Source organism: Erwinia psidii, assembly GCF_003846135.1.
In the GTDB taxonomy this organism is placed as follows: Bacteria; Pseudomonadota; Gammaproteobacteria; order Enterobacterales; family Enterobacteriaceae; genus Erwinia; species Erwinia psidii.
Genome location: NZ_RHHM01000006.1, coordinates 206,949 through 233,923, shown reverse-complemented (window position 1 = coordinate 233,923; position 26,975 = coordinate 206,949). Strand labels below are relative to the sequence as shown.

Annotated in this window: 27 protein-coding genes, 1 pseudogene and 1 riboswitch; of the genes and pseudogenes, 15 read left to right on the top strand and 13 right to left on the bottom strand. The window is 52.7% G+C overall.

Translation table 11 applies throughout. From position 1 onward, the window contains the following. The first annotated feature begins 36 nt into the window (after positions 1–36). The 3 genes from EB241_RS09740 to hldE all read left to right on the top strand — a co-directional run bounded on the left by EB241_RS09740 (position 37) and on the right by hldE (position 5,775). Positions 37–1,341 carry a CYTH domain-containing protein gene (locus EB241_RS09740; RefSeq protein ID WP_124232987.1) on the top strand — a complete coding sequence of 435 codons (1,305 nt, stop codon included), beginning with the start codon at positions 37–39 and terminating at the stop codon, positions 1,339–1,341. A gap of 49 nt (positions 1,342–1,390) precedes the next feature. Beyond that, positions 1,391–4,243 carry a bifunctional [glutamate--ammonia ligase]-adenylyl-L-tyrosine phosphorylase/[glutamate--ammonia-ligase] adenylyltransferase gene (glnE, locus tag EB241_RS09735; RefSeq protein WP_124232986.1) on the top strand — a complete coding sequence of 951 codons (2,853 nt, stop codon included), beginning with the start codon at positions 1,391–1,393 and terminating at the stop codon, positions 4,241–4,243. 104 nt (positions 4,244–4,347) lie between these two features. Continuing rightward, on the top strand, positions 4,348–5,775 hold the full coding sequence (gene hldE, locus EB241_RS09730) for a bifunctional D-glycero-beta-D-manno-heptose-7-phosphate kinase/D-glycero-beta-D-manno-heptose 1-phosphate adenylyltransferase HldE (protein WP_124232985.1): 1,428 nt from the start codon (positions 4,348–4,350) through the stop codon (positions 5,773–5,775). A 63-nt stretch (positions 5,776–5,838) separates the two neighbouring features. Here hldE and ubiK read toward each other — a convergent pair whose 3' ends face one another. Then, positions 5,839–6,117, bottom strand: coding sequence for a ubiquinone biosynthesis accessory factor UbiK (gene ubiK / locus EB241_RS09725; protein WP_124233021.1), 279 nt, complete (start codon positions 6,115–6,117; stop codon positions 5,839–5,841). Between the two features lie 147 nt (positions 6,118–6,264). Then, a riboswitch (FMN riboswitch) is annotated at positions 6,265–6,415 on the top strand. 106 nt (positions 6,416–6,521) lie between these two features. On the opposite strand from ubiK, the gene ribB reads away from it, so the two are divergent. Next, positions 6,522–7,178, top strand: coding sequence for a 3,4-dihydroxy-2-butanone-4-phosphate synthase (gene ribB / locus EB241_RS09720; protein ID WP_124232984.1), 657 nt, complete (start codon positions 6,522–6,524; stop codon positions 7,176–7,178). Positions 7,179–7,629: 451 nt separating this feature from the next. Here the strand turns inward: ribB and EB241_RS09715 are convergent, their stop codons facing one another. The 5 genes and pseudogenes from EB241_RS09715 to EB241_RS21115 all read right to left on the bottom strand — a co-directional run. After that, entirely contained in the window at positions 7,630–8,025 is a 396-nt protein-coding gene (locus EB241_RS09715) for a hypothetical protein (RefSeq protein WP_124232983.1), read from the bottom strand. A 2-nt stretch (positions 8,026–8,027) separates the two neighbouring features. Continuing rightward, positions 8,028–9,206 carry a hypothetical protein gene (locus tag EB241_RS09710; protein WP_124232982.1) on the bottom strand — a complete coding sequence of 393 codons (1,179 nt, stop codon included), beginning with the start codon at positions 9,204–9,206 and terminating at the stop codon, positions 8,028–8,030. A 3-nt stretch (positions 9,207–9,209) separates the two neighbouring features. Beyond that, complete coding sequence (locus EB241_RS09705) at positions 9,210–9,740, bottom strand: PAAR domain-containing protein (protein WP_124232981.1); 531 nt, start codon at positions 9,738–9,740, stop codon at positions 9,210–9,212. 10 nt (positions 9,741–9,750) lie between these two features. Then, positions 9,751–10,272, bottom strand: coding sequence for a PAAR domain-containing protein (locus EB241_RS09700; RefSeq protein WP_124233020.1), 522 nt, complete (start codon positions 10,270–10,272; stop codon positions 9,751–9,753). A 56-nt stretch (positions 10,273–10,328) separates the two neighbouring features. After that, positions 10,329–10,797, bottom strand: a pseudogene (locus EB241_RS21115) (sigma factor-like helix-turn-helix DNA-binding protein); the annotation flags it as partial. Positions 10,798–10,996: 199 nt separating this feature from the next. On the opposite strand from EB241_RS21115, the gene ygiD reads away from it, so the two are divergent. Next, positions 10,997–11,800: a 4,5-DOPA-extradiol-dioxygenase gene (gene ygiD / locus EB241_RS09690; RefSeq protein WP_124232980.1), complete on the top strand. Its 804-nt coding sequence runs from the start codon at positions 10,997–10,999 to the stop codon at positions 11,798–11,800. 16 nt (positions 11,801–11,816) lie between these two features. On the opposite strand, the gene EB241_RS09685 is transcribed toward ygiD, so the two are convergent. From EB241_RS09685 to tolC, 3 genes are all read right to left on the bottom strand, one after another. After that, on the bottom strand, positions 11,817–12,977 hold the full coding sequence (locus tag EB241_RS09685) for a glutathionylspermidine synthase family protein (RefSeq protein ID WP_124232979.1): 1,161 nt from the start codon (positions 12,975–12,977) through the stop codon (positions 11,817–11,819). Positions 12,978–12,983: 6 nt separating this feature from the next. Next, entirely contained in the window at positions 12,984–13,655 is a 672-nt protein-coding gene (locus EB241_RS09680) for a DUF1190 family protein (RefSeq protein WP_124232978.1), read from the bottom strand. Positions 13,656–13,795: 140 nt separating this feature from the next. Next, positions 13,796–15,262 carry an outer membrane channel protein TolC gene (gene tolC, locus EB241_RS09675; RefSeq protein WP_124232977.1) on the bottom strand — a complete coding sequence of 489 codons (1,467 nt, stop codon included), beginning with the start codon at positions 15,260–15,262 and terminating at the stop codon, positions 13,796–13,798. A 238-nt stretch (positions 15,263–15,500) separates the two neighbouring features. Here tolC and nudF point away from each other — a divergent pair, with 238 nt between their 5' ends. The 5 genes from nudF to parE are packed head-to-tail and all read left to right on the top strand — an operon-like array spanning position 15,501 to position 19,973. Continuing rightward, on the top strand, positions 15,501–16,136 hold the full coding sequence (gene nudF / locus EB241_RS09670) for an ADP-ribose diphosphatase (RefSeq protein ID WP_124232976.1): 636 nt from the start codon (positions 15,501–15,503) through the stop codon (positions 16,134–16,136). Beyond that, on the top strand, positions 16,133–16,564 hold the full coding sequence (locus EB241_RS09665; RefSeq protein WP_124232975.1) for a DUF1249 family protein: 432 nt from the start codon (positions 16,133–16,135) through the stop codon (positions 16,562–16,564). The genes nudF and EB241_RS09665 overlap by 4 nt, the downstream gene beginning before the upstream one ends. Before the next feature lie 47 nt (positions 16,565–16,611). Then, complete coding sequence (gene cpdA / locus EB241_RS09660) at positions 16,612–17,439, top strand: 3',5'-cyclic-AMP phosphodiesterase (RefSeq protein WP_124232974.1); 828 nt, start codon at positions 16,612–16,614, stop codon at positions 17,437–17,439. A 3-nt stretch (positions 17,440–17,442) separates the two neighbouring features. Beyond that, entirely contained in the window at positions 17,443–18,024 is a 582-nt protein-coding gene (gene yqiA, locus EB241_RS09655) for an esterase YqiA (protein WP_124232973.1), read from the top strand. A gap of 53 nt (positions 18,025–18,077) precedes the next feature. Beyond that, positions 18,078–19,973, top strand: coding sequence for a DNA topoisomerase IV subunit B (parE, locus tag EB241_RS09650; protein WP_124232972.1), 1,896 nt, complete (start codon positions 18,078–18,080; stop codon positions 19,971–19,973). A 206-nt stretch (positions 19,974–20,179) separates the two neighbouring features. Here the strand turns inward: parE and EB241_RS09645 are convergent, their stop codons facing one another. Continuing rightward, a complete protein-coding gene (locus EB241_RS09645) occupies positions 20,180–20,839 on the bottom strand; it encodes a TetR/AcrR family transcriptional regulator (protein WP_124232971.1) in 660 nt (219 codons plus the stop codon). A gap of 118 nt (positions 20,840–20,957) precedes the next feature. Between EB241_RS09645 and EB241_RS09640 the strand changes: the two genes are divergently transcribed. The 5 genes from EB241_RS09640 (at position 20,958) to EB241_RS09630 (ending at position 24,644) form a co-directional block, all read left to right on the top strand. Then, on the top strand, positions 20,958–21,611 hold the full coding sequence (locus EB241_RS09640; RefSeq protein WP_124232970.1) for an O-methyltransferase: 654 nt from the start codon (positions 20,958–20,960) through the stop codon (positions 21,609–21,611). 219 nt (positions 21,612–21,830) lie between these two features. Beyond that, complete coding sequence (locus EB241_RS20920) at positions 21,831–21,968, top strand: hypothetical protein (RefSeq protein WP_158612404.1); 138 nt, start codon at positions 21,831–21,833, stop codon at positions 21,966–21,968. A 5-nt stretch (positions 21,969–21,973) separates the two neighbouring features. Then, positions 21,974–23,173, top strand: coding sequence for a hypothetical protein (locus tag EB241_RS09635; protein ID WP_124232969.1), 1,200 nt, complete (start codon positions 21,974–21,976; stop codon positions 23,171–23,173). A 20-nt stretch (positions 23,174–23,193) separates the two neighbouring features. Then, positions 23,194–23,442, top strand: coding sequence for a hypothetical protein (locus EB241_RS21110; protein ID WP_199737342.1), 249 nt, complete (start codon positions 23,194–23,196; stop codon positions 23,440–23,442). 23 nt (positions 23,443–23,465) lie between these two features. Continuing rightward, positions 23,466–24,644 carry a prolyl oligopeptidase family serine peptidase gene (locus EB241_RS09630; RefSeq protein WP_233592578.1) on the top strand — a complete coding sequence of 393 codons (1,179 nt, stop codon included), beginning with the start codon at positions 23,466–23,468 and terminating at the stop codon, positions 24,642–24,644. A gap of 136 nt (positions 24,645–24,780) precedes the next feature. Here the strand turns inward: EB241_RS09630 and EB241_RS09625 are convergent, their stop codons facing one another. The 3 genes from EB241_RS09625 to EB241_RS09615 all read right to left on the bottom strand — a co-directional run bounded on the left by EB241_RS09625 (position 24,781) and on the right by EB241_RS09615 (position 26,873). Beyond that, positions 24,781–25,707: a nucleoside hydrolase gene (locus EB241_RS09625; RefSeq protein WP_124232968.1), complete on the bottom strand. Its 927-nt coding sequence runs from the start codon at positions 25,705–25,707 to the stop codon at positions 24,781–24,783. 150 nt (positions 25,708–25,857) lie between these two features. Continuing rightward, positions 25,858–26,169 (bottom strand): putative quinol monooxygenase, encoded by a 312-nt coding sequence (locus tag EB241_RS09620; protein WP_124233019.1) that lies wholly within the window; start codon positions 26,167–26,169, stop codon positions 25,858–25,860. Between the two features lie 122 nt (positions 26,170–26,291). Next, positions 26,292–26,873 (bottom strand): NAD(P)H-dependent oxidoreductase, encoded by a 582-nt coding sequence (locus tag EB241_RS09615; RefSeq protein WP_124232967.1) that lies wholly within the window; start codon positions 26,871–26,873, stop codon positions 26,292–26,294. Positions 26,874–26,975: the final 102 nt, after the last annotated feature.

The following is a 26,975-nucleotide window of genomic DNA, read 5'->3' as shown; positions in this document are numbered from 1 at the left end:
GTACTGACCATGCCGGTAACTAACTGATAAAAAAATATGACCATCGAAATCGAATTAAAGTTCATTGCCACGCCTGAAGGTGCACAAAAAATACCCGTTCTGTTGGCTGGCTGGCCGCATCAGCACGGTTCAGGGCAAAAACTGAGCAATATCTACTACGAGACGGCAGACAGCCAGCTACGGCAATGGGATATGGGATTGCGTATTCGCGGTTTTGGCGACCGCTATGAGATGACGCTGAAAACTGCAGGGCAAACGGTTGGTGGCCTGCACCAGCGACCGGAATACAATGTGCCGGTGGAAAAACCGGTGCTGGATCTTTTCAGACTACCCCTCGGGATCTGGCCAGAAGGCTGCGATGTTGCTGCTTTACAGCGGCAACTTAATCCACTGTTCAGCACCCATTTTGTGCGTGAAAAGTGGGTGGTTACTTACCTTAACAGCGAGATCGAAGTGGCTTTTGATACCGGTAAGATTGTCGCCGGTGAACGCAGCGAAGCGCTGAACGAAATTGAGCTGGAACTGAAAAGTGGTCAGCGCGATGATCTGCTGGCCTTTGCGGCCGAGCTGACCGTGGTGGGAGGATTGCGGCTGGGTAGCCTGAGTAAGGCAGCCAGAGGTTATGCGCTGGCAAAAGGTAATCCGCCTCGTGACCTGCGTCCTGTTCCGGTAATGACAACAGAACCGAAAGCCACGGTTGAGCAGGGTATGCGTGCTGCTTTTATGCTGGCGCTGAGTCAGTGGCAGTATCACGAAGAACTCTGGCTTGGTGGCAACCGGGCCGCGCGGGGTGAAATTTATCAGGCGCTGGAAACCCTGCGTCAGACTTTTTCGCTGTTTGGTGGGTTGGTTCCACGTAAAGCCAGTGGTGAACTTCGCCAGTTGCTGGCAAGCCTGGAACTGTCCCTGCTGGATGATACGGTGCCGGCAGAAACGCTTTGCTTCAGTCCGCTCTGGCTGCAAACCCAGTTAGCGCTTACTGACTGGCTGGCCAGCGAGCGCTGGCGCAATTTCGTTGATGCTAACACCAACGGTCGCTTACAAAGCTCCTTCAAGCGTTTCAGTGATATTATGCTGGGTCGTATCTCTGCTGATTTGAAAGACGTCTTCGGGCGAGTGCATCAGCTGAATGAATATCAGGACAAACTGCCCCGGCTGCATAGGCAGTTGCTGGCAACTCGTTTACTTGCGGGTGCTTACGATCCTGCCGCGGTGGATAGCTGGCTCAATAACTGGCAGCAACTGGCTCAGGCTATCGAATCCGGGCAGGAAGTCTGGCTGGAGAGCCAGTGTCGTCAGGCCATGAAGCAGGCTGTCTTCTGGAAGAACGGCAACATCTGAACCTGGCCGCATACGCGGCAGGTTGACATAACGCATTCAGGGAGCCTTTATGTTGCCATCACCCTCATTGTTACTACCTGAAAGGTTAGCAGAGCAGGTTTTGCGCCTTACCACGGCAGCGGGACCGCTAAATGCCACCGAGCAGGCCGTGCTGGCTTTCAGTGACTTTATCAGCGAAAACCTGGTTCGCCACCCGGAGTGGCTTGATTCACTGCGAGAGAACGCGCCCGCAGAGGATGAGTGGCAACACTACGCGCGCTGGCTGGCGGCGGAACTGGTTTCAGTCAGCGATGAACATGCCCTGATGCGGCAACTGCGACTGTTTCGCCGTCATATGCTCACCCGCATCGCGTGGATGCAGACGCTGGCAATCAGCAGCACGGCAGCATCACTTCAGCAGCTCAGCGTACTGGCAGAGACGCTGATTGTCGCGGCAAAGGAGTGGTTGTGGCAGGCATGCTGTCGGGAATGGGGCACGCCGGTTAACGCGGCCGGTGAAGCTCAGCCGCTACTGATCCTGGGGATGGGTAAGCTGGGCGGTGGTGAACTGAATTTTTCGTCTGATATCGATCTGATTTTCATCTGGCCAGAAAATGGTACGACGACAGGCGGCCGTCGTGAACTGGATAACGCGCAATTTTTTACCCGACTGGGGCAGCGCCTGATTAAAGTCCTCGATCAGCCCACCGCAGATGGTTTCGTTTATCGCGTGGATATGCGGCTGCGTCCTTTTGGCGACAGCGGCCCGTTGGTGTTGAGTTTTGCCGCGCTGGAAGACTACTACCAGGAGCAGGGACGTGACTGGGAACGCTATGCGATGGTAAAAGCCCGGCTGATGGGAAATGCAGATGACCGCTGGAGTCGGGAGCTACAGCACATGCTCCGCCCGTTTGTTTACCGGCGCTACATTGATTTCAGCGTGATCCAGTCGCTGCGTAATATGAAAAGTATGATAGCCCGTGAAGTGCGGCGGCGTGGCCTGATTGATAACATTAAACTGGGTGCAGGCGGTATTCGGGAAATCGAGTTTATTGTGCAGGTTTTTCAGCTAATCCGCGGTGGGCGTGAACGTAGCCTGCAACAGCGAGCGCTGTTACCCGCCCTACGGGCTATTGGTGAACTTAATCTGCTGTCGTCTGAGCAGACATGCCAGCTTAGCGAAGCCTACCTTTTTTTGCGCCGTCTGGAAAACCTGTTGCAGAGCATCAACGATGAACAGACCCAGACACTGCCCGTTGATCCACTGAACCGTGAGCGCCTTGCATGGGCGATGGCTTCGGCGTCATGGCCTGCACTGCATCAACAGCTGGAACAGCATATGGCGTCTGTCCGCGCTATTTTTGACGAGTTGATTGGTGATGACGCGCCGGAAGCGGGTGAAAACCAGGTGAATGGGGAGTATGGCCTGCTGTGGCAGGATCGTATGGAAGAAACTGAGCTGGCACCACTGGTGCCACAGATGAATGCAAAAGTAAGTAAGCGCCTGCTACAAACTATCTCTGCTTTCCATCAGGATGTTGATAAGCGCACGATTGGCCCACGAGGCCGTCAGGCGCTGGACCAACTGATGCCTCGTTTGCTGTGCGAAGTCTGCCCACGTGACGATGCGGATATCATTCTGCATCGACTGACACCTCTGCTACTGGGGATTGTCACACGGACAACCTATCTGGAGCTATTGACCGAGTATCATGGCGCGTTAAAACACCTGATCCGCCTGTGTGCCGCATCGCCAATGATCGCCAGCCAGCTGGCACGATACCCTTTGTTGCTGGATGAATTGCTCGATCCCGCGACGCTGTATCATCCGACGGCGACAGATGCTTATCGCTGCGAACTGCGTCAGTATTTGTTGCGCATCCCGGAAGAGGATGAGGAGCAGCAGCTTGAGGCGCTGCGGCAGTTCAAGCTGGCACAGCACCTGCGTATTGCTGCGGCAGACATCGCCGGAACGCTGCCTGTGATGAAAGTGAGCGATCACCTTACCTGGCTGGCTGAAGCGATTATTGAGCAGGTTGTGCAGCAGGCCTGGCAGATGATGGTACAGCGTTATGGGCGACCTGCACATCTTGACGATGAGCAGGCGCGCGGTTTCGCGGTTATTGGCTATGGAAAACTGGGCGGCTGGGAGCTGGGCTACAGTTCCGATTTGGATCTGGTTTTTCTGCATGACTGCCCTGCTGAGGTCATCACGACGGGTGAGCGCAACATTGATGGCAGACAGTTTTACCTTCGACTGGCCCAGCGGGTGATGCATCTGTTCAGTACCCGCACGTCGTCCGGCATTCTGTACGAGGTGGATGCCCGCCTGCGTCCTTCCGGTGCAGCGGGTATGTTGGTCAGCACCTTCGATGCGTTTGATGAGTACCAGCGTAATGAGGCCTGGACCTGGGAACATCAGGCGCTGGTGAGAGCGCGTATCGTATTTGGTGATGTGGCGCTGAGTGACAAGTTTGACCGGATTCGTCGTGCTGTTTTATGCCTGCCACGTGACGAACAGACGCTGAAAAAAGAGGTGCGGGAGATGAGAGAGAAAATGCGCACTCACCTCGGTAGCAAATATAAAGATCGCTGGGACATTAAAGCCGATCGCGGTGGTATCACTGATATTGAATTCATCACCCAATATCTTGTCTTACGCTATGCGTGTGAGGACCCCAGACTGGCGCACTGGTCTGATAACGTGCGTATTCTGGCGCAGATGGCGGAAAATGGTCGGATTGACGACGATGAGGCAATGACGCTTACTCATGCCTGGGTTACGTTGCGCAACGAACTGCATCATCTGGCCCTACAGCAGCAGCCGGGACAGGTACCTCCTGAACGGTTTACGGCGGAGAAAACGGTGGTGAACGCCAGCTGGCAGTACTGGTTTGATGATGATAAAGCGCAGAGCGTCTAGTCTCAATGGCATCTGCTGCAGGAATTAAGGGGAAATGTGTGTGTTACCCAGTCTGTGCTATTATCGCGCGCAATCTTTTTTGACACTGGTCAGGAGTATCTGGAATGAAAATTACGCTGCCCGATTTTAACCGTGCGGGTGTTCTTGTCGTTGGCGACGTGATGTTAGATCGTTACTGGTACGGCCCGACCAGCCGTATTTCTCCTGAGGCACCTGTTCCGGTGGTTAAAGTGGATAACGTTGAAGAGCGCCCGGGCGGCGCAGCCAACGTGGCGATGAACATCGCCTCACTGGGCGCCCAATCACATCTGGTTGGATTAACCGGGGTTGATGATGCGGCGCGGGCGTTGGATGAGAGTCTGAGTGGTGTAAACGTGCATTGCGATTTTGTTGCGGTTGCCACTCATCCCACCATTACCAAGCTGCGTGTGTTGTCACGTAACCAGCAGCTGATCCGTCTGGATTTTGAAGAGGGCTTTGAGGGGGTGGATGTTGCACCTCTGCACCAGCGTATTCGTCAGGCACTTCCGCAGGCTGGTGCGCTGGTGTTATCTGACTATGCCAAAGGCGCGCTGGTAAGTGTGCAAGACATTATTCGTATTGCTCGCGAGGCGAATGTCCCGGTGCTGGTCGATCCGAAAGGAACCGATTTCGAACGTTATCGGGGGGCGACGCTCCTGACGCCGAATCTTTCTGAATTTGAGGCGGTGGTGGGTAAGTGCAAAGACGACGTTGACCTCGTGGCGAGGGGGATGGCACTGATGCAGCAATTTGATCTGTCAGCGCTGCTGGTCACCCGTTCAGAAAATGGCATGACGTTGTTACAGCCGGGTAAAGAACCATTCCATCTGCCAACTCAGGCGCAGGAAGTTTACGATGTGACGGGGGCGGGCGATACGGTTATCGGTGTCCTTGCTGCCGCACTGGCAGCGGGTAATTCGCTGGAAGAAAGCTGTTTTTTGGCGAACGCGGCGGCGGGTGTGGTGGTAGGAAAACTTGGCACATCCACGGTTTCACCGGTAGAACTGGAGAATGCTATCCGCGCCCGGCCAGAATCAGGCTTTGGCGTAATGAACCAGGAGCAGCTCAGGGAGGCGGTAGCCCTCGCCCGTCTTCGTGGTGAGAAAGTGGTAATGACCAATGGCTGCTTCGATATTCTGCACGCCGGGCACGTTTCCTATCTGGCCAATGCCCGCAAACTCGGCGATCGGCTGGTCGTTGCGGTTAACAGTGATGATTCCACCAGACGTTTAAAAGGTGAAAGTCGTCCGGTCAACCCACTGGTGAACAGAATGATTGTGCTGGGTGCGCTCGAAGCGGTGGACTGGGTAGTGTCGTTTGAAGAGGACACACCACAGAGACTGATTGCAGATATCCTGCCCGACCTGTTGGTTAAAGGCGGTGACTACAAACCTGAAGATATTGCGGGTAGTAAAGAGGTCTGGGCCAACGGAGGGGAAGTGCGGGTGCTGAATTTTGAAGATGGCATCTCCACAACCAACATTATCAACGCTATCAGGTCAAATCACTGACCGGGCAGAAAGTGAAAGCGTAAGACCGTAATGTTAAGGGCGATAAACTATCGCCCTTTTCTGTTATGGCTGTTCTTCACTTTTCGCTGTGGGTTCCGCTGCGTTACCGCCCTCAAGTACGGCAATACGCTGCTCCAGCGCGGCCAGTTTCTCGCGGGTGCGAAGCAGCACCTGGGTCTGCACATCAAATTCTTCGCGGTTCACAAGGTCCAGTCGCGTCAGCTGTGATTGTAAAGTCTGACGGATTTTGTTTTCAATGTCGTCACCAAACTCGCGTATTCCTTTCGGCATTGCCTCATGAACCTGGCGTGCGAGTTGTTCAATTTTTTTGGGGTCGATCATGGCGGCGTCCTGATAGCAGCAAAGTTTCTCTAATTGTAATGCCATAACCGTAAAGGACAAACCTGAAAACTGCAATGCGGCAGAATGGACAACTTATTGCGGATTTTGTCCGTTGCCCTGCGTTTTTTTCGGCGCTATAGTAAACGGGCTTATTCTCAGGGCGGGGCGAAATTCCCCACCGGCGGTAAATCAGCGTTGCTGAAAGCCCGCGAGCGCTTCAGACCTGCCGGTCTGAAGGTCAGCAGATCCGGTGTAATTCCGGGGCCGACGGTTACAGTCCGGATGGGAGAGAGTAACGATTCCAGTCGGCTTTTTGTCCGCCTCGCCGTTATTTTTTGTCTGCATGACACTCCTAAGCTCGCCCTGATTCTGGTAACTCATACATTTAATAAGGTTTACTTACCATGAATCAGTCGCTTTTATCAAAATTTGGCACGCCGGAACAGCGTGTGGAACGTGCTGTCGCCGCACTGCGTGATGGTCGGGGGGTGATGGTACTGGATGATGAAGATCGTGAAAACGAGGGAGACATGATCTTTGCCGCAGAAACTATCACCGTGGAACAAATGGCACTGACCATCCGCCACGGCAGCGGGATCGTCTGCCTTTGCCTGACCGAAGAACGCCGCCAGCAGCTTGAGCTGCCAATGATGGTGGACAATAACACCAGCGCTTATGGCACTGGTTTTACCGTTACTATCGAGGCGGCAGAAGGCGTGACCACGGGGGTATCGGCTAAAGATCGCGTGACCACTATCCGTGCTGCCATTGCTGACAATGCCAGGCCGGGAGATTTAAACCGTCCCGGTCACGTCTTCCCGCTGCGTGCCCATGACGGCGGTGTGTTGAGCCGTTGCGGTCACACGGAAGCCACTGTCGATCTGGTGACACTGGCCGGTTTTAAACCTGCGGGTGTACTGTGTGAGCTGACCAATGATGATGGTTCGATGGCCCGTGCACCTGAAGTTATTGTATTTGCGGAGAAGTATCATATGCCGGTAGTGACTATTGACGATCTGGTGGCTTACCGACGTCACCGCGAGACACGTCAGGCCAGTTAAGCCGAGGGTTTCCTTTCATTCGCTGAAACCGGGTCTTTTCCCGGTTTTGTTTTGTGATGATCAACGAACGTTTAACTGATCTGCTCTGATGGCTGTTGCCCCGTTCAGCGCTTCCTTAATTATCATCATAAAAATTATCTGACGTTGGTATTATCATTTTCAGAGTCTGTCCCAGCAGGCGTAATTTTCGCAGTAAGTCTGGACACGGTCAGCGCAGAGAAAAATGTTTGTATTCTCGAATGTATAGCTGTAGGAACAGTACCGGATTGTTTCTGTTTCACGACTGAACGAGGGAAAATCTGCTGGTCGATAGATTAGGGCTCCGTTTCCAAAACGGAAAATATTGTACGCTAAAGCTGAATTTTGACCGTTTCGATACGAGAGAACCGCAACCTGAAAAGTTTCTCGTATCTTCTGGTGAAGCTCGATACGGCGCACTACTTAAATGATCTTAAGAAGATCCTTCTGAATGTTTGATCGTAATAGTATAGGTTTTGTCGAATTCTCCTGATTTTGAAAGCATTCCCCCACCTAAGCCACCATGAACTCGCACTTTAGCTATACCTGCTTTTGTTGGTGTCCCTCTAATCTGAATGCAATTATTAAATTCATCTTCATCACAATACTGTAGGTGGAGACCTAAATTATCGGGATTAATATCACCTGCAATGACTTGCTTACCATAAATATCATAAGAAAGAACTATTCCGCCAAATATATTTATTTGGTTATAATAGGGGATGCCAACAGTTGCATCATTAAGAATTACTCCTTCTGGAGTAAATTCTGCCTGTAACGAACAGGCAGATAGTAAAAAAAAAGATAAAACAAAAAATAATCTTCTCATTTTTATTTCAATGGTTTAAAAACCACTCCTCCAAAAAATCTGTTGATAAAGAACTGTAAATCTCTTTTAGGTTTTATCCAGTTTCTTGTTTTACCCCAAGAAAACAATTCCACACTGATATATCCGTTGGGATCTTGTATGACTGAACCATTCCAGACAACCCAATGTGTAGGTAATGTTGTTTTGTTTGTACTGCTTACAAGAAGTCCATCGTTTATTAATGTGACGACTTTATAGCCTTGCTCAATATATTTATTTAAATCTCTTATTCCCTGGATGCCCGCCTGAGTGATTCCTACATTACTAAAGACCATTTCATAACCGACTTTTTCAAACCATTCAGTCAGTGTTTGCCACATTGTGATACCAGCGACTGGAGAATCAAGAGCATCAAAGCTTAGCACCGTATTCTCTGAATCCCTTAATCCAGCCAGCGTCATCCAGTCAGTACCGGCTATCTTCGGCCTACCGTCATCAAAGTAAAATGTACCTGTCGGGTGTCGGCAACCTTCACCTGGTGAGATGATTAAGTCACCTATTTTAGTTTTCCCGTACCTCCATAGTTCACGGGCAGCTTGCGCATATACATCAGGGCGGTCCATTTGAACACAGTAAAAAAATGCAGCAGGTCCACATACACTTGCTGCTATTTGATTAGGGAAATAAAATCCGTTAAATCTTTCATCTATTTGACGTTCTATTAAATTTTTATCAAAAGGGTCTCTGGAATTACCAAGAGGGTATTCTTCCGCAATAAAGGGACGTTCCGGGATAGTGATTTTAATGTGCTTTGTTTCGCCCCCCTGACTCTCAGGCTTCATTGTCCCTTTTGACTCAAAATAGCAGGGGTTCTCCCGCTTCACCGGAGACCAGGCTTTGCCTGACACAAATTCTTCCAGGGTATACATTTTAGTGAACGGAACGGGAGTCACACAATGCGTATGCAACATGGTTTTTCGGTAAAGTTTCATTTCCATAATATAAATAGTCGGGAGTGGCTCATTTATATTTCCGGTCATGTGACTCTGTGTTGCATAACTTCCCTGAAACGGCTGTTGCTTCACATCAATCAGGGGATATTTATTCCTTTCGGAGTCCATGCGGTAAATACACAGGTCATACCGGAGGGAATCCGCCGGAACATTAGAGTTAATACGGGTACTAAGGTGGTAAACAGCCATAAGTTAATCCATTAATATATGCAGGTTAATATTTTCAGCAGATTCGGCAAAATGCCACTCTGTCATCCCCTGGCTATCCGTATTCCCCGCTTCTGTATGACCGTCCGGGAACATCAGAACGTACCGGCAACCCACCATCAGCCTGCCATCATCATCCGCACACTGAAAACGAAGGGTGTTACGCGAAGGCGGTTGTTGTGCAGGCTGGCTCTGTGCGCTGACAATGTTGACCGTTGATGGGTTTCCCGCTGCAATAACGAAGTTCGTCCCGGTCGCACATCCACAGCGTACCGGTGAACCATCAACGGCGACAGCCCGTCCCTGTGGGCTGGTCTGCCGGAGATCGCCGGAAGTAATCACTCCTGGTTGTCCGCATTTTGGGCAGGGTGACGTTTTATCGCCCACGTAAAGCTTGCGCCTGCCGTTCACTGACCAGCCCTGGCTTCCGGCATAACAGACTGCCCCTGTTGATGTTTTATCGCCATCAAGCCCGGAATTTTTGCCGTGTACACCGCTCCATCTGATGTCTGACATACACTTTTACTCAGTCCGTAAGAATATGCAGGCTGATATCGTCTGCCGATTCGGCATAATGCCATCCAGTCACCCCGTGCTCATCGGTAACGCCAGCTTCAGAACGTCCGTCCAGGAACATCAGGGTGTAGCGACAGCCGGCCATTAGCTGGCCATCGTCACCGGCGTACTGAAAGCGAATACAGTTCCGGGCGCTGGCATCCTGTGCCTGCTGTGCCGGTACGGACGACTGACGTGTATTGCGGGAGGTCAGAGAGCCAGTACCTGTGCTGGTAGACTGTGTGGCTGAACCGTAAACATAGTGATCGGGGCAACGGCACAGCACTCTGTCACCTGTGGCAGCATACGCTTTACCTTCTTCTGCCCAGTCCTGTGCGGAGGCAAGGATTTCAAAATACCCGTTGCATTTGCTGCATGATGCCTTGTCGCCAGTCCAGGCTATGGCTTTACTTCCTTCGAACCAGGACGCGGTGGCAGAAATAATCTCACCGTAACTCGTTTTGTCGCCAAGGCAGGCCAGCGCTCTTGCCATCATTAATCCCTCAATATAGATGGTTATCCTCACCCGCATCATACAATAATCACAACTTAACCCAAATCACTCGCTTCTGATTGTCGGTACAGCGCCTGGATGCGGCATATCCGGGATGGGCTGTACCCTGTCGCGTCTGCCTGTTTCACAAATACTCAGTTTCCTGCCCTGCCGGTAATACAGGACTTGCTGATGCCGTTCCCGATCGGCCTGTTTGCCCCGGTATTTACCCAGCGTATACGCCCGTTCAATTCCCTGCTTTTGGCGCGGGTGGCGATTCAGTCAGCCCTTATGCGACATCGCGGCCATCAGGTCGATAAGCATGTTATTGATGGCGGTTATCACGGCGCCGGTGAGCGGGTTGGCCTGCGAAGGATTTTTATCTGACAGCGACTACCATGATGTGGGGACATCCAGGCTGACCATCCGCAGCTCATGTTGTTCTGTCTGCTGTTTCAGTGTCATCCAGTCGCTGTTACTCAGACGGGTCAGGCGGTCTGTCCGCTCGACCAGTAAAATATCATTGTTTACGACCTGTTGGTGTCACTCTGTAAAAAAACAACCGTAACTACAATAGATTCCGTTTCCCAAACGGAGCCCGATGATATCTGTTCTGACAGCATTCAAATTTCCTGAAGATCTTCATCAGGCTTATCCGGGTTTATCGGCGGTGAAATGGGCGTAGTGTAGCCATCATCAAGCCGACATATTCCGTGGAGTTATGATGAGTCAGACACGTATGCCCGCACTTTTCCTTGGTCACGGTAGCCCGATGAATGTGCTGGAAGAGAATGTTTATACCAAAACCTGGCGAAAACTGGGTGAAACGCTGCCCCGCCCAAAAGCGATTATTGCTGTTTCTGCTCACTGGTACACGCGGGGAACCGCGGTAACGGCAATGGAGAGGCCGCGGACTATTCATGATTTTGGTGGCTTTCCTCAGGCGCTGTTTGATACCCATTATCCTGCACCCGGATCGCCAGCCCTGGCCCGTGAGGTGGCTGAAGTGCTGTCACCGGTGAGCGTTGATCTTGATCGGCAGTGGGGATTTGATCATGGATCGTGGGGCGTGCTAATCAAAATGTACCCTGAGGCTGATATTCCGCTGGTTCAGCTCAGTGTTGACAGCACTCAGCCTCCCGCTGTGCACTATGAGCTGGGTCGTAAACTTGCGGTCCTGCGTGACAAAGGCATCATGATTGTCGCAAGTGGTAATGTGGTGCATAACCTGCGTATGGCACAGTGGCAGGGTAACACTGTGCCTTATGCATGGGCTTCGTCTTTTAATGACTACGTGCGGGAAAATCTCAACTGGGAAGGGCCGGCAGAGCGGCATCCTTTGGTGAATTTTATGCAGCATGATGGCGCTGAACTGTCTAACCCAACGCCCGAGCACTATCTGCCGCTGCTGTATGTGCTTGGTGCCTGTCAGCCTGGCGAGGCGGTATCCGTTCCGGTTGAGGGGCTGGAAATGGCATCACTGAGTATGCTTTCGGTGCTGGTTGGGCAGGGAACCAGGGCGGAGTGAATTCCGCCCTTTATCCTCATTCAATAAACGTATGGGGATAGAAACGTGAGAGATCCTGGGTGATCAGGGAGCGATCCTCACGCAGGCCGATCCCGGCGGGCCGATCGTCTACCAGCCAGCTGCCGATCAGCGTATAGCTGTCGCCGAATGTTGGCAGTGGGTGGAACTGCTGTACAATCATGCCTTCCTCACCATAGGGGCCGTCAACGTGGGCAATTTCCCTGCCATTTTCCACGATGCTGATATTAGCTCCCTCACGCGAGAAAAGCGGTTTGACCACGTATTTATCCATCGCCGGAACGCTGTCTTGTGCGAAATAAGCAGGCAGCAGATTGGGATGATGAGGGAACATTTTCCACAGCGTCGGTAAAAGTGCCTTGTTGGAGAGAATGCTTTTCCACGCCGGTTCCAGCCAGCGCACACCTGCGTCTTCCAGTTTGGTGGAAAACACTTCACGCATCATAAATTCCCATGGATACAGCTTGAACAGGTTACCGATCACCTGGTCATGCACATCGGTAAACTGACCTTTTTCACCCAGGCCAATTTCGTCGATATACAGGAACTCCGATGGCAGGCCCGCTTCCGTGGCGCAGTCCTGAAGATATTGCACCGTGCCGCGATCTTCATCGCTGTCACGGCAGCAGGCGAAATGCAGCCAGCCAAAACCATGCTGCTGATGCAGCACCGCAAAGCGCTCAATCAGCTTTTCCTGCAAACTGTTAAACTGGTCGCTGCCGGCGGGGAGATTACCGGCGTTGAGCTGATCTTCCAGCCACAGCCACTGGAAAAATGAGGCTTCATACAACGAGGTTGGTGTATCAGCATTATTCTCCAGCAGTTTGGCCTCTGTCTGCCCGTCCCAGGCAAGATCCAGTCGGGAATAGAGCGACGGCTGGCTGCTTTGCCATGAGGTACGCACAAAATCCCAGGTGTGCTCAGGAATACGGAATTTGGCAAGCAGCTCTTCGCTGCCTACGACCTTATCCACTACCTGAAGGCACATCTGGTGCAGCTCGCTGGTGACATCTTCCAGTTTATCAATCTGCTGCAAAGTGAACTGGTAATAAGCATCTTCACACCAGTATGGCTCGCCATGCATGGTGTGGAAGCGGAAACCAAACTCGGTTGCCTTTTCACGCCAGCCGGGGCATTCCGTAACAGGAAGACGTTTCATTACCGGTTAGCCCCCCACTGACCGACGGGTGCCGGAGGTGCTGGCACTGCTGCGCTGCATGGTCGATTGCTTCGCAACGCTCTCACCAAATCCGCCACGGGTGACGGTGGTGGTGGTGGCGGGTTTAGGGGCCATTGCCGTTTTGGGCACGTTCATGGTGCGGCCGGTTGTCGCACTGCCAAAGCTTTTGCCGCTGGCATCAACAAATTTGCCGTTGGCCGGGCTACCCGGTGCGCGTGAGGTAAACAGCGGTTGCTGGGCAAAACCTGCCCCGCCTCCCATCAGTCTGCCCATCATATAACCTGCCATCAATGGCATCCAGAAGCTGCCACTTTGATGAGACTCTGCACTGGTGGTGCCGATCCCGGCCTGAGCGGGAGCCTGCTGACACTGGCCTTCACCAAATTCAGCCACGCAGTCTTCACGGGTGGCATACTTAGGTGCCGTTTTTTCCGCTTCTTTTTTGGCGTTATTGTATGCCGTCGTGCACTGTTCGCTTTTGCCCGGATTGGCCTGGGAACAGTCGTCGGCATTCTGATAGAGTGAGACAGTCTCGTCTGACTGCTCACAACCCGCCAGCATAAATACCGCCGTAACCGCCAGGGCCACCGGGGTTAAATGGCGTGCGCTCCAGCTTTTGCGAAAGGAGGCATGATTGATTTTTTTAGTCCGTTTCATTGTCTTCATTCCTGTGCCCAAAGGGAGCGCTCAGGATAGGGGAACCGCGGTGAAAATTGAAGCAGGCGACGGCGGTATAAGGGTATCTTTACGTTGCTATACGTTCAGGGATGAAAGGGCAGCGAACGCTGCCCTGACCATTAATGACTGAAGGGATTACGCCTGTTGCCAGCGGAGGTAACAGGGTGGGTCTGCGGCGGCGGGGAAACCTGCTGATCTGCATCCACTGCCGCAACCTGCTGCGGATTTTCGGGGGCCACGCTATCTGGTGAGGTCGGCACTTCTTTGCTCAGACGACTGTTAAGTGCCAGCAGATCCTGTTCATTCAGGGTGCCCAGGGCCGATTTGATATTCAGTTCATTAATCATGTAGCTGTAACGTGCATCAGCAAGTTGCTGTTTTGCATTATAGAGTGTGCTGGTTGCATCCAGCACATCTACGATAGTGCGTGTGCCCACCTGATAGCCGGCTTCCATCGCATCGAGCGAACTCTGAGCAGAAATCACCGCCTGCTTGTAGGCGTTAATACTGCTGATTGATGCATTAACGTTGTTGAAAGAGGAACGCACGGTCTGGACCGCCGTGCGGTGTGCGCTCTCTAACTGTTCGCTGGCAGCCACATAAGCATACTGGGCCTGTTTCACCTGGGATGTCACGGCACCACCGGCGTACAGCGGCAGCGAGAAGCTCAGGCCAACCTGGTTACTGCCGGTAATACTGTCAGTGGTAGAACTGCTTTGATTGGCGCGGCTACCACCATATTTGCTGTTGGAGAGACCCGTTGATGCGGTCAGATCCAGCGTGGGCATATGGCCGGTTTCAGCGGAGCGAATTTGCTCCCGTGCCAGATCCTGATTCAGACGGGCAGATAATAAACTCAGATTGCGGCTTTCAGCTTCTTTTAGCAGAGTGTTAACTGGTTGTGGTTTTTCCGTTTTGAAGTTATCCACATTCAGCGACGCCAGGCTCAGGTAATAGTTACCTGTCACCTGCCGCAGCGTCTCCAGATTGTTATCCAGCGTGTTGCGTGCAGTGACTTCACTGGCCAGCACGCTGTCATACTGAGAGCGGGCGTTCTGTACGTCAGTAATGGCAACCAGACCCACATTGAAACGCTGCGTGGTCTGATCTAACTGACGATAAATCGATTGTTTTTGCGCTTCCGTATAGGAAAGGGTATCAACCGCGTTCAGGACGTTAAAATACGCGGTGGCCGTATTCAAAATCAGCGTTTGCTGTGCTGTCTGATAAGTGACATCCTGAATACCAGCCGTTTTTTCCTGTAACGTCAGGGTCCGCCATTTGGACATGTCAAAAATGGTCTGCGTCAGTTGCAACGAGCCACTGGTGGTGTTGGAGTGCAGGCCGCTACTGTCGCGGTAGCCGTTGTTGTAGGTATAATCGGCCCCAAGACCCAACTGAGGTAAAAGGGGGCTACGCGCCTCATTAATTTTCTCAAAGGCCGCATCGCGATCGGCTGCAGAACTGCGAAGATCGGGGTTAGACAACCGGGCCTGCTGATAGATTTGCAGCAGATTTTCAGCCTGACTGGCGACGCTGAAGCCGCCCAGGCTCAGGCCGATAAGTAACGGGAGCAGTTTCTTCATTTGCATTCCTTGTTGTGCAGCAAAGTGACTGTGTTATGCAGCAAAGTTACTCTGGTAGCGCTAACGTAAGCCAAAAAATTACCGCCGATTCTAACAGAGTAAACAAGAGAGATAAGTTGGCGGAAAGTGCCATGTTGCCATAATTTACTTAAATAATTCATTAAGAACTACACTGTGCGCGCAACAGGGATTGCGTTTTCCTGTTTTTACCACTCAATGAGCACAAAGGGAGAACCTGATGGGATCAGACAGAAAATACCCGGTGACTTTCACAAAAGACGATGTAGAAATTATTGCACGGGAGACACTTTATCGTGGTTTTTTTTCACTCATTCGTTACCATTTTCGTCACCGCCTGTTCAATGGCGAAATGAGTGGGGTAGTAAAAAGGGATGTTTTCGAACGCGGACATGCCGCTGCCATGCTGCCTTATGATCCACAGCGTGATGAAGTTGTGCTGATTGAACAAATCCGTATCCCGGCTTACGACAGCAGCGCGACGCCCTGGCTGCTGGAGCTGGTCGCGGGGATCATTGAGCCGGGAGAAACGCCGGAAGATGTCGTCCGTCGTGAAGCTGAAGAAGAAGCAGGTCTGACACCTGGTCGCGTTAAGCCCGTACTGAATTACCTGGCAAGCCCAGGCGGCACCAGCGAAAGGTTGTCGATCCTGGTTGGAGAAGTGGATGCCAGTGTGGCGCATGGAAATCACGGTCTGGAGGAAGAGAATGAGGATATTTTTGTTCATGTGGTGAGCCGTCAACAGGCCTACCAGTGGGTGGAAGAGGGGAAAATAGACAACGCCGCCTCTGTCATCGCTTTGCAATGGCTTGAGCTGCACCATAAAAAACTGCGAGAAGAGTGGAAAATCGAATGATAAAACGCTATGTTCCTGATTTCCCTGAAATGATGCGTCTGTGTGAGACCAATTTCGCGCAGTTACGCCGCCTGCTGCCCAGACCTGAGGACGATCGGGCCGTGGGGTCAGTGACTTATCAGGTTAACAGTGCGAGTTACACGGTGGCGATTCTGGAATCGACCCGCTACACCACGCTGGTGGAGATTAAACAAATTGCCCCGGCAGTAAGTTACTGGAGCCTGCCTGCCATGACCGTTCGTCTCTATCATGACGCGATGGTCGCGGAAGTGTGTTCCACCCAGCAGATACTCCGCTTCAAAGCACGCTATGATTACCCAAATAAAAAGCTGCATCAGCGTGATGAAAAGCATCAGATAAACCAGTTTCTTGCCGACTGGTTGCGCTACTGTTTAGCACATGGCACGGTGACTGCTCCGGTTTGTTGATCCGGTTACAGTACCTATTGCAATAGCGTTAATCTTAAGGATTGTGATTGGATAGCCTGCTAAAAATTCCTGTAGAAAGTGGGGCCTGCATCAGGATTTTACAGATAACGGACCCCCACCTTTTTGCGGGTAAACACGAAACGCTGCTTGGTGTAAATACCTGGGCCAGTTTTGACGCGGTGCTACAGGCTATTTCAGCCAGTGAACAGCCGTATGATCTGATCGTCGCCACCGGCGATCTGGCTCAGGACCATACCGTCGAGGCCTATCAGCACTTCGCTGAGGGCCTCGCGCGTCTGGCCGCGCCCTGCGTCTGGTTACCGGGCAATCACGACTTTCAGCCCGCCATGTACAGCACGCTTGCTGAGACGCAAATTGCAGACGCAAAACATGTGATGGTGGGGGAATGCTGGCAGATAGTGTTGCTGGACAGTCAGGTTTTTGGTGTACCCCATGGGGAACTTAGCGATTACCAACTTGAGTGGCTGGATAACACCCTTGCGAAAGCGCCAGACCGGCATACGCTGGTGTTGTTGCATCATCACCCACTGCCATGCGGCTGTAACTGGCTCGATCAGCACAGCCTGCGTAACTCCCCGATGCTTGAGGCCGTGTTGCAGCGCTATCCGTTAGCGTCGACCCTGGTGTGCGGCCATATCCATCAGGATTTGGATCTGAACTGGAATGGTCGTCGCCTGCTGGCCACACCGTCCACCTGTGTTCAGTTCAAACCGCATTGCACCAACTTTACTATCGATTCTGAAGCGCCCGGCTGGCGCTGGCTGGAGTTGTACGATGATGGGCGGGTGGAAACGCTGGTGCAGCGTTTGCAAACCCGTGCGTTCAGCCCGGATCCCGATGCAGAAGGGTACTGAACGATGAGCATGTTGCTTTATCTGCACGGTTTTAACAGTTCGCCGCACTCCGTCAAAGCCACATACTTTCGTCAGTGGCTGGCAGAACATTATCCAGAGATTCGGATCCACGTTCCACAGTTGCCGGCATTTCCAGATCAAGCGGCAGCTATGCTGGAAGATATCGTGATGTCCTCGGCAGGTGAACCACTGGGGATTGTGGGATCGTCACTGGGCGGCTATTACGCTACCTGGCTGTCGCAGTGTTTTGCACTACCCGCCGTCGTGGTCAACCCCGCCGTTCGCCCTTTTGAGCTGCTGATGGATTATCTGGGCGATAACGAGAACCCATACACTGGCCAGAAATATGTGTTAGAGTCTCGCCACATTTACGATCTGAAAGTGATGCAGATCGAGCCGTTAGTGTCGCCGGATTTACTCTGGCTGCTGGCGCAAACGGGTGATGAAGTGCTCGATTACCGTCAGGCGCTGGCTTACTACGCAGCCTGCCGTCAGACGGTGGAAGAGGGCGGAAATCATGCCTATGTCGGATTCGAACGCCATTTTTCTGCGATGATCGACTTCCTTGGACTGTCAGGTGGCTGAAGCAAGCCGCAGAGCCTGTCCAGTCATTTTTAGCCACCAACCAGATTTATAAGATGACTCAATCCAGCTATAACGCTGATTCCATTGAGGTACTCAGCGGCCTTGAACCCGTTCGTCGCCGTCCGGGAATGTACACCGACACCTCACGTCCAAACCATTTAGGTCAGGAAGTGATCGACAACAGCGTCGATGAGGCGCTGGCGGGACATGCCAGACGCATCGAAGTTATCCTGCACGCTGACCAGTCGCTGGAAGTGATCGACGATGGACGCGGTATGCCTGTCGACATTCACCCGGAAGAGGGCGTTCCTGCCGTCGAGCTGATCTTCTGCCGGCTTCATGCAGGCGGTAAATTTTCCAGTAAAAACTATCAGTTTTCCGGCGGCTTACACGGCGTGGGGATTTCCGTGGTCAACGCCCTGTCGAAAAGGGTGGAAGTCACGGTGCGTCGCAATGCTGAGGTCTACGAAATGGCCTTTGAGAACGGCGACAAAGTAGAAGACCTGCGCGTGACAGGAACCGTCGGCAAGCGCAATACCGGGACCCGCGTCCGCTTCTGGCCGGACGAGTCATTCTTTGACAGCCCGCGTTTCTCTGTCTCACGTCTCAGCCATCTCCTGAAAGCGAAAGCGGTGCTCTGCCCTGGCGTGGAGATCGTCTTCAAAGACCATGTTAATAACACCGAGCAGACCTGGTGCTACGCCGACGGTCTGACCGACTATCTGTGTGAAGCGGTGAACGGTTTACCCACATTGCCAGAGAAACCCTTTGTCGGTGCATTTTCTGGTGACGTTGAAGCCGTTGACTGGGCGTTGTTATGGTTGCCGGAAGGCGGAGAACTGCTGACGGAAAGCTATGTCAACCTTATTCCGACCATGCAGGGGGGGACGCACGTTAATGGCCTTCGTCAGGGGCTGCTGGACGCGATGCGTGAGTTCTGCGAGTTCCGCAATATTTTGCCACGTGGTGTAAAGCTGTCGGCGGAGGATATCTGGGATCGCTGTGCTTATGTACTCTCGGTGAAAATGCAGGAGCCGCAGTTTGCCGGGCAGACCAAAGAGCGTCTCTCTTCACGTCAGTGCGCTGCCTTTGTGTCAGGCGTGGTGAAAGATGCGTTCAGCCTGTGGCTGAATCAGAACGTACAGGCGGCAGAAATGCTGGCCGAACTGGCGATATCCAGCGCCCAGCGCCGGATGCGGGCGGCCAAAAAAGTGGTGCGCAAAAAACTGACCAGCGGACCGGCATTGCCGGGAAAACTGGCTGACTGTAGCGCGCAGGATCTGAATCGTACCGAACTTTTTCTGGTTGAAGGCGACTCGGCGGGCGGATCGGCCAAGCAGGCGCGCGATCGTGAATATCAGGCGATCATGCCGCTGAAGGGCAAGATCCTCAACACCTGGGAAGTTTCCTCAGATGAGGTACTGGCCTCGCAGGAAGTGCATGATATTTCAGTGGCGATCGGCATAGATCCTGATAGCGAAGATTTGAGCCAGCTACGCTATGGCAAAATCTGTATCCTTGCGGATGCGGATTCCGATGGTATGCATATCGCTACGCTGCTTTGTGCGCTGTTTGTCCGTCACTTCCGTTCGCTGGTAAAAAACGGTCACGTGTATGTTGCCATGCCGCCGCTGTTCCGCATCGATTTGGGCAAAGAAGTATATTATGCGCTGGATGAAGAAGAAAAAGCGGGCATTCTGGACAGGCTACGGCGTAAAAAAGGCAAGCCAAATGTGCAGCGCTTCAAAGGGTTGGGTGAGATGAACCCACTGCAGCTTCGCGAAACCACCCTTGATCCCAACACCCGTCGCCTGGTGCAGCTCACCATAAATGATGATGAGATTGAACAGACGATGGCGGTAATGGATATGTTGCTGGCGAAGAAACGTGCAGAAGATCGTCGCAACTGGCTACAGGAAAATGGTCATACGGCGGAAATCGAGGTCTGAGCCGCCGCAGCCGAATGCTGTTCTGGCAGTCAGCGTCTGTGGCGGGCATTTTACGCTGCTGCCATCAGCCCGGTGAGCATGAGGATTTACGCGCTGACTGCCGTCTGCATTTCTTGGCATGTATTCGGGGCGATCTTTTCTGTCCCGGATGAGCCGGTCAACAACAATGCGGTTATTCCCCTGTCCGCCACACAGGGGTAACGTTTTCACTCACCGCTGGATGCGGAAAGCCAGCCTATTCCCCTCAGCATTATCAGAATTCTTTCTTTAATGTGCCCGACGATCTCCTGTCGTTGCCGGATATCGGTTGCGCGTCGGTGCGTCGCCAGTGCGCCGAAAACAATATCCATCAACATACCCGCATAGATTTCTGTCTGCCCGGGCCGCAGGTTTTTCTTCGGATCGACATATTCTAACCATTCCATCAGCATTTCCCTTGATCGCACCGCTTTGCTTTCATAGAGATAATCAGCAAGCTCAGGAAACAGCGCCGATTCACGCGTCATCAGCCTCAAAATCGCTTCACGTTCCTGATACGCCTCATCACTGATATCGAGGCGAAAAATACGAAACAGGCAGGTTTCCAGTGAACATTGCTCCTGTTCTGGCCTGGGTAAATCCAACAGCAAATGGCGATATTCGCTGACAACGGCAGCAAACAGCGCCTTTTTATCACTGAATACTTCATACAGAGTGCGTTTCGACACCTTTGCCCGGCGGGCCACTTCCGCGGTGCTGGTATTGGCAAACCCCAGTTCAATAAAGGCACGATATGCACTGGCGATAATCGTGTGACGCCGGCTGGTCTCATCTTCAGAGCGGGGCCGTCCACGGCGTGGCGAAGGCTGGGTAGGGAAACTGTTCATATTTAATTACATGTGGTTGAAGAGGAAATTTAATATGGTACTTGTCTGGTACCATAAAATGGTACAGGATATTATTCAAATCTTTGCCAATATTAACGCGACTTCAGGAGGAATTCTCATGATATCGGATCGGTCTAAGCAGGCGTCTGCCACTATCCGCGATCCCCGAATTTTAAACGTGCTCCAGGGAATGAATGAACGCCGCAACCGCCCGGATGCCGCCGCATTTGCGGGGCCGGGTTCACCCGATCCTGAGCAGTTTTCGGACTATGGATTTTCAATCCATCCTGAACAGGGCGATCTTATCTATCTGTTGTGCCGTGCAATGAAGGCCACGAGGGTAGTGGATTTTGCGACCTCCGTGGGGATGTCTGCCATCTATTTTGCCGCCGCGATGCGGGATAACGGTGGCGGAGAGGTGATCGGTGCGGAGTTAGTGTCGGCAAAAGTGAAAACGGCATATCAGAATCTTGCCGCCGCTGGGCTGGATGACTATGTTACCGTTCGTGTCGGCGATGCGCGTGAAACGCTCAAAGACGTGGGTGGTCCGGTTGATTTTGTCCTGATTGATGGTTGGCCGCTTGCTGAGGGACCTACGCTGGCAAGGCAGGTCATTGAAATAATGGCGCCTCAACTGCGTGTTGGTGGCTACGTGCTGAATGACAATGCGGAACCTGATTTCCTCGAATTTATCCGCGATCCGGCAAATGGCTTCATTTCCGTCACGCTGCCAATCAAGCGTGGTACAGAACTGGCGTTAAAAATCAGCTAAACCGCGTTGCGAAAAACGTGACGCATATTTCATCCAGGTCTGGATTGCATCAGGCAAATATCACCTGGCCGGTGCAGGAATAACGCCCGGTGAGCGAAGACATGGCTTCCCGAAAAGCAGACGACATCGCCATTAAATAACCGGGCATGATCTGCGTCTGGAAGCATCAGGGGCATCTGTATCTCTCCTGAAACGTCATTATTAACCTGTGGAGCCTTAATGTTCACCCGACGACACTTTCTTCACGCTGGTCTGGGATTCGGCGTCATGGCCATGCTGCCTTTCACCTTGTCGGCTGCGGGCAGTATGGATCAGGGCAACTTCAATGCTGAGCTGGTCGCGCCATTGTCAGGCTGACCGGGTTGTATCCACTGGATGATTTTGTCAGTGAGCATGATCCTCTTTACGTGCGCGTATTGTTAATGGAATGCAATGGCCAGCGGCAGGCAATTGTGCTGGTGGATATGACATCGCTGACACAGCCCGTGATTGTGAGAATGAAAACGGTATTGAGCGGAGTGGCCGCTGTGGCTGCTGATAACATCATAGTCAACGCCAGCCACTCTTTCTCAACCCCGCATATCATCAGCCAAACTACAAAGACCCAGACCGTGCTGGCGGCTTTTGAGACGGTGCTGCACTCTGCGGCCTTACTGGCGGTCAACAACTTACAACCTGCCCGCCTGGGTAGCGGAAGTGGCTACGGTCGCGTCGGCGTAAACCGTAATATCAATACCCCTTACGGCTGGTGGTTAGGTGCTGACGATAAAGGTTACACAGATCCACACATTGGCGTGATCGCCCTGGGTGGGGAGGATGGCAAACTGCTGGCAGTGTTGCTCAACTATGCAGTACAGCCCGCGGTGATGGATGCGTCGCAAAAGGAAGCAGGAGGCCGTCTGGTCAGTGCCGATCTGGCCGGTGCCGTCGCCCGTTATGTCGAACGTCATTACGATGACCTTACGGTCGCTTTTTATCTGGTGGGATGCGCAGGCGATCAGGTGCCTTATCTGCAGGCCAGTCGTCATGTTGTCCATGCTGATGGCAGCGTGGGGCGTACTGATACCCACGAAAAGGGTTTTGCGCTGCTGGCACTGTTTGGACAGCGACTTGGCGATGAGGTTACAAAGGTGCTCGATCGCATTACCTGGAAGCCAGCAAATATCTTCAGGCTCAGTCGTCATGACATCCTTCTTGGGGCGCAAAAATTTTCGCCACGCAACCCGGTAACGGGGCCGGTTAGCGCCTGTCACTATCAGCTTAACGGTGTCACTCCGTTGCCTGTGGTGTTCATACAGCGGGGGGATATTGTGTTGGTTGGGGTACAGCCAGAACTGTCGGCCATCACAGGGGCGCAGATACGTGCAGCTTCTCCCTTTGTCCAGACTTTTGTTATGACCATGGTGGATGGTGCGGCGAAATATCTCCCTGATGTGACCAGTTACCAACGCCTGACCTATGAGGCGTGCTCTTCGCCCTATGCACCGGGCGCGGCGGAGGTGGCTGCTCAGGCCATCATCAATCAATTAAAAGAAATGTGGACAATGCCCGCATCAGAGTAAATCTACCAGGAAGGTAAACTATGCCCGATTTATCGCGAAGATCATTTATGGTGGCCGGAACTGTACTGGCTGGTGCCATTTCAGGTGCGGGACTTGCCCGGGACGCCAGAGCGGCAAACCAAACCGGATTTATGGCGGCGTCTCAACAGGGAAAGCCAACTAAAGGTGTCAACAGAGGCCCTGGAATACAGTGCATTTATGCGCTTTGTGAAGTCACCGGCGGTGGTGAAAAAATCTACGGCATTGCCGCATCGATCCTGCCAGCCTGACGCTGAACACCTATCAGGCTTCAGTGGTTCCGGCAGCGGAAGGTTTCTTTGCCGGTATGCCAAACGAACCTGATAAAAATACCAGCCAGGCCGCTCCACAGCCACGGGCGGTCAGCAGTATCTATACGAATGCCGAACCTGCACTGTTATCGGGACATGAAAGCGTAACGGGCAGATATGTCATTACTGAATTCAGTCATGATCCCGACCTCAGCTTACCGACGCAGGACAGCGACATCGTTTCGCTGGTACAGCTAAAAAATGTTCATACCCTGAAGGGTAAAGTTTATGCCGCGAGCGGCACCCAATGGAGCAATGCCGGGGTGCATGGCAACAATGTTGTGATCCGCGGGGTGGATGAGTGGGAACAAAACCACTGGTGGAGGGATGACGAGCATTCTGCATGGCTGGAATACAGTATTTATCTGCCGCCGTCGTTTCTGAAACCGGGAGGAGAAGATAAAGCATATCCGCTGGTGCTGGCGATCACCCATTCGGGTACCAGCTACGATGGTACCTGTGCACGGACATTAACCGAACAGTGCATTGCTTCCATCTGGAGTATGCCGCAAGAGCAGCAGCGGCATGAATGTGTGGTGATTACGCCACGCTATGAGCGCACCACCATGAATGACTACTGGCAACACACCAGCGATGTGGAAAATACCTGGCGCCTGGTGCAGTCGTTGCTGAGCAATCGCTGGGATTACGGAAACCCCAATCTTGATGATCGTCGGGACAAGGTGCTGAAAATAGATCCCGCGCGGGTTTACTGTACGGGGTGGTCAATGGGCGCCATGACCTCGCTCTGGCTGATGGCGAAGCACCCGGAAACCTTTGCGGCTGGGCTTATTATTGCGGGTCAGCAGCGGCCAAAAGATGTCGTTACTCTCGCAAAGCAAAAGCTGTTGATTATTACGGGGTCGGAAGATAATAAAGCCACGCCGTGGAATGAGAAATGTGTTCCTGTCTGGCAACAGGCGGGTGGTAAGGTTACCCGGCCTGAGGAGATGCTCGATCCTACGTTGATTTTTCCGCCTGGCAATCAGAGTAAGCTTTCTGATCAGGTGAACCGTTATCTGGCAGAAGGCGGTAATATTACTTTTCTTACCTTTAAAGGGATCGATCATATGGCCTCTGCCCGTAAGTTCTTTTATATTCAGGCCGCGCGTGAATGGCTGTTCAGGCAGAAAAAAAATTAACAGGGATACGCCAGCGTGTTGTGCTGGCCAGAGTTCGGGGGGCGTTAAAAGTCAGTCAGACGTCAGCTCCGCCATCCTGGAGCGCTCCTGTTTTGCAGGAGTAAAGATGGAAAGGGACGCGCGCGAAATCTGATCTTCAGTGCCTCACGCGAAGTGTTTCAAGGAAGGCGTTTTTAACTTCTTCAGCCTGTACCTCCAGGCAGAGTGTCTGCGCCGGACAGGCTGCAAAAGGATTATAGCGCGAGGCCAGATGCGTTAGCTGCCGGACCGTCTGGCCGAGCGTGATCCCCTCGCAAACGACCCTGACCGGTGACTGTACCGTGGTAAAAAGTGTTGGATGGTTCAGCCATGAGATGGTCAGCGTATCGTGCAGCGCCATACCCTCAAAGCCTTCTTTCTCCAGGCTGTAACGCAGATAACCTTTTGAGATGGCCTCCAGCACGGGCAGATTCAGGCTGCGGATCTCCTCCCCGCCGATCAATACCTGATGTGTCACATCCAGTGGCAGGATCACCACCGGCCATGCAGCACAGAGCACCCGATCGGCGGCGTGAGGATCTTTCCAGATGTTGAATTCGCTGTGCGGCGTCACATTCCCCGCATGACCGTGCGTGCCAAAGGCGCCGCCCATGATCACCACCTCTTTCACCAGTGGAACAATATCCGGTGCCAGGTTTGCCGCCATCGCCAGATTGGTCAGTGGTCCGATGGCAACCAGCGTGATCTCGCCCGGCTGTGCCCTGACGGTGTTAATAATAAACTCAACGGCATTTTCTGCCCGATCGTCAAAGGGATTTTCCAGCACATCACCCAGTCCGTCACTGCCGTGGACATTCGCAGCGGCTGTCACCTGCGGCAGGGCCAGTGGGCGTGAACATCCCCGAAATATGGGGACATTCAGGCCAATCTGTTGTGAAAACAGGCGGGCATTTTTCACCGCCTGACCTACCGCAACGTTGCCAAAAACGGTCGTAATCCCTACGATGTGTTGCGTTTTAGCCGCATAAGCCAACGCGAACGCATCATCCACGCCGATATCAGTATCAAAGATTATCTTGTTCATTGTGCTCTCAGGTTCAGTTGGGAAAATGGCGCCTCGCCTTGTAGCCAGGCCCATCAGGCTATTGACTCGCCATCCTGACCCCCTGCGTGTACGTTGCGGTGGCCGGGAAAACGACGTCCGTTGCGAGAGCCGCCTAATCCAGGTGGTGCATTACTGTCTGGTCGCCTCCAGCACAAAAATTTTCACTTCCACCACATCGTCTTTAATCAGACTACGGTGCTTTTCCATGTGTGGTGACTGCTGGTGTTCCTCCAGGTGCCGCATTGAATCCCAGTGTTCGATCATAAAGATCGAGTCCGGGGAGTGCTGTTTCCACGGGATCTGGGCGATATGGTCAACCAGTGGCAAATACCGTCCGCATCCCTCCTCCTGTAACACCAAAGGGATCAGTTTCTCAATTTCCTCTATGACGGCGGAACGACGGCCCGGTCTGACGCAAATTTCAGCAATGACGGTGAGCATATTGATTCCCTCTGAGTTAAACGCCATCAGCTCCCCTTGCGGGATTGCCAGTTCTTCTGCGGCGTCGTTACCTGGCCTGGGTAAGTAAACGGCACCTGTCGGTTGCCGGCCTGCTATATCAGTTAAGCAAAAATTTGGCTCAGATGGGTTTGATAGCGCGCTATGTCGCGCGGCACATCCGGTTGTTTAATCACATCGTTACAGATAAAGGTGGGCAGTGCTTTCATGCCAATGAACTGATTAGCCTTATGAAAATGCATATAAAGACCATCGACGCCAACGCCTTCAAAGAATTGGTCCGGGTCGGTAAAGGCTTCCAGCGGCGCGTTCCATGTCAGCGACAGCATATAAGTTTTGCCTTGCACGAGGCCACCAGATCCATACTTTTTACTGGCGTCTGCACGGGTACGCCCATCGCTGGCGTAAAGCGCCCCGTGTCCTGCGGTAAAGACTTCATCAATGTATTTTTTCATAATCCAGGGTTCGCCCATCCACCAACCCGGCATCTGATAAATGATGGTATCAGCAGTAAGGTATTTTTGTACCTCATCGGCAACCTCGTAATTTTCATCCACCAGGGTGATGTCCACCCGGTGGCCGGCATTACGCAGCCAGCGCGTCGCGACCTCGCACAGGGTGTGATTCAGTTCGCCTTTCGAATGGCCAAAGCTTTTTCCTGCATCAAGGATTAGAATGTTGCTCATCGTGTCTCTCTCCGAATTACGTGATGCGCATTAGTTTACGTGTATCAGACCCGTTGAGAAATCCTTGTCTTGCCATAACACCGTTGCTATCAGCACCACAAC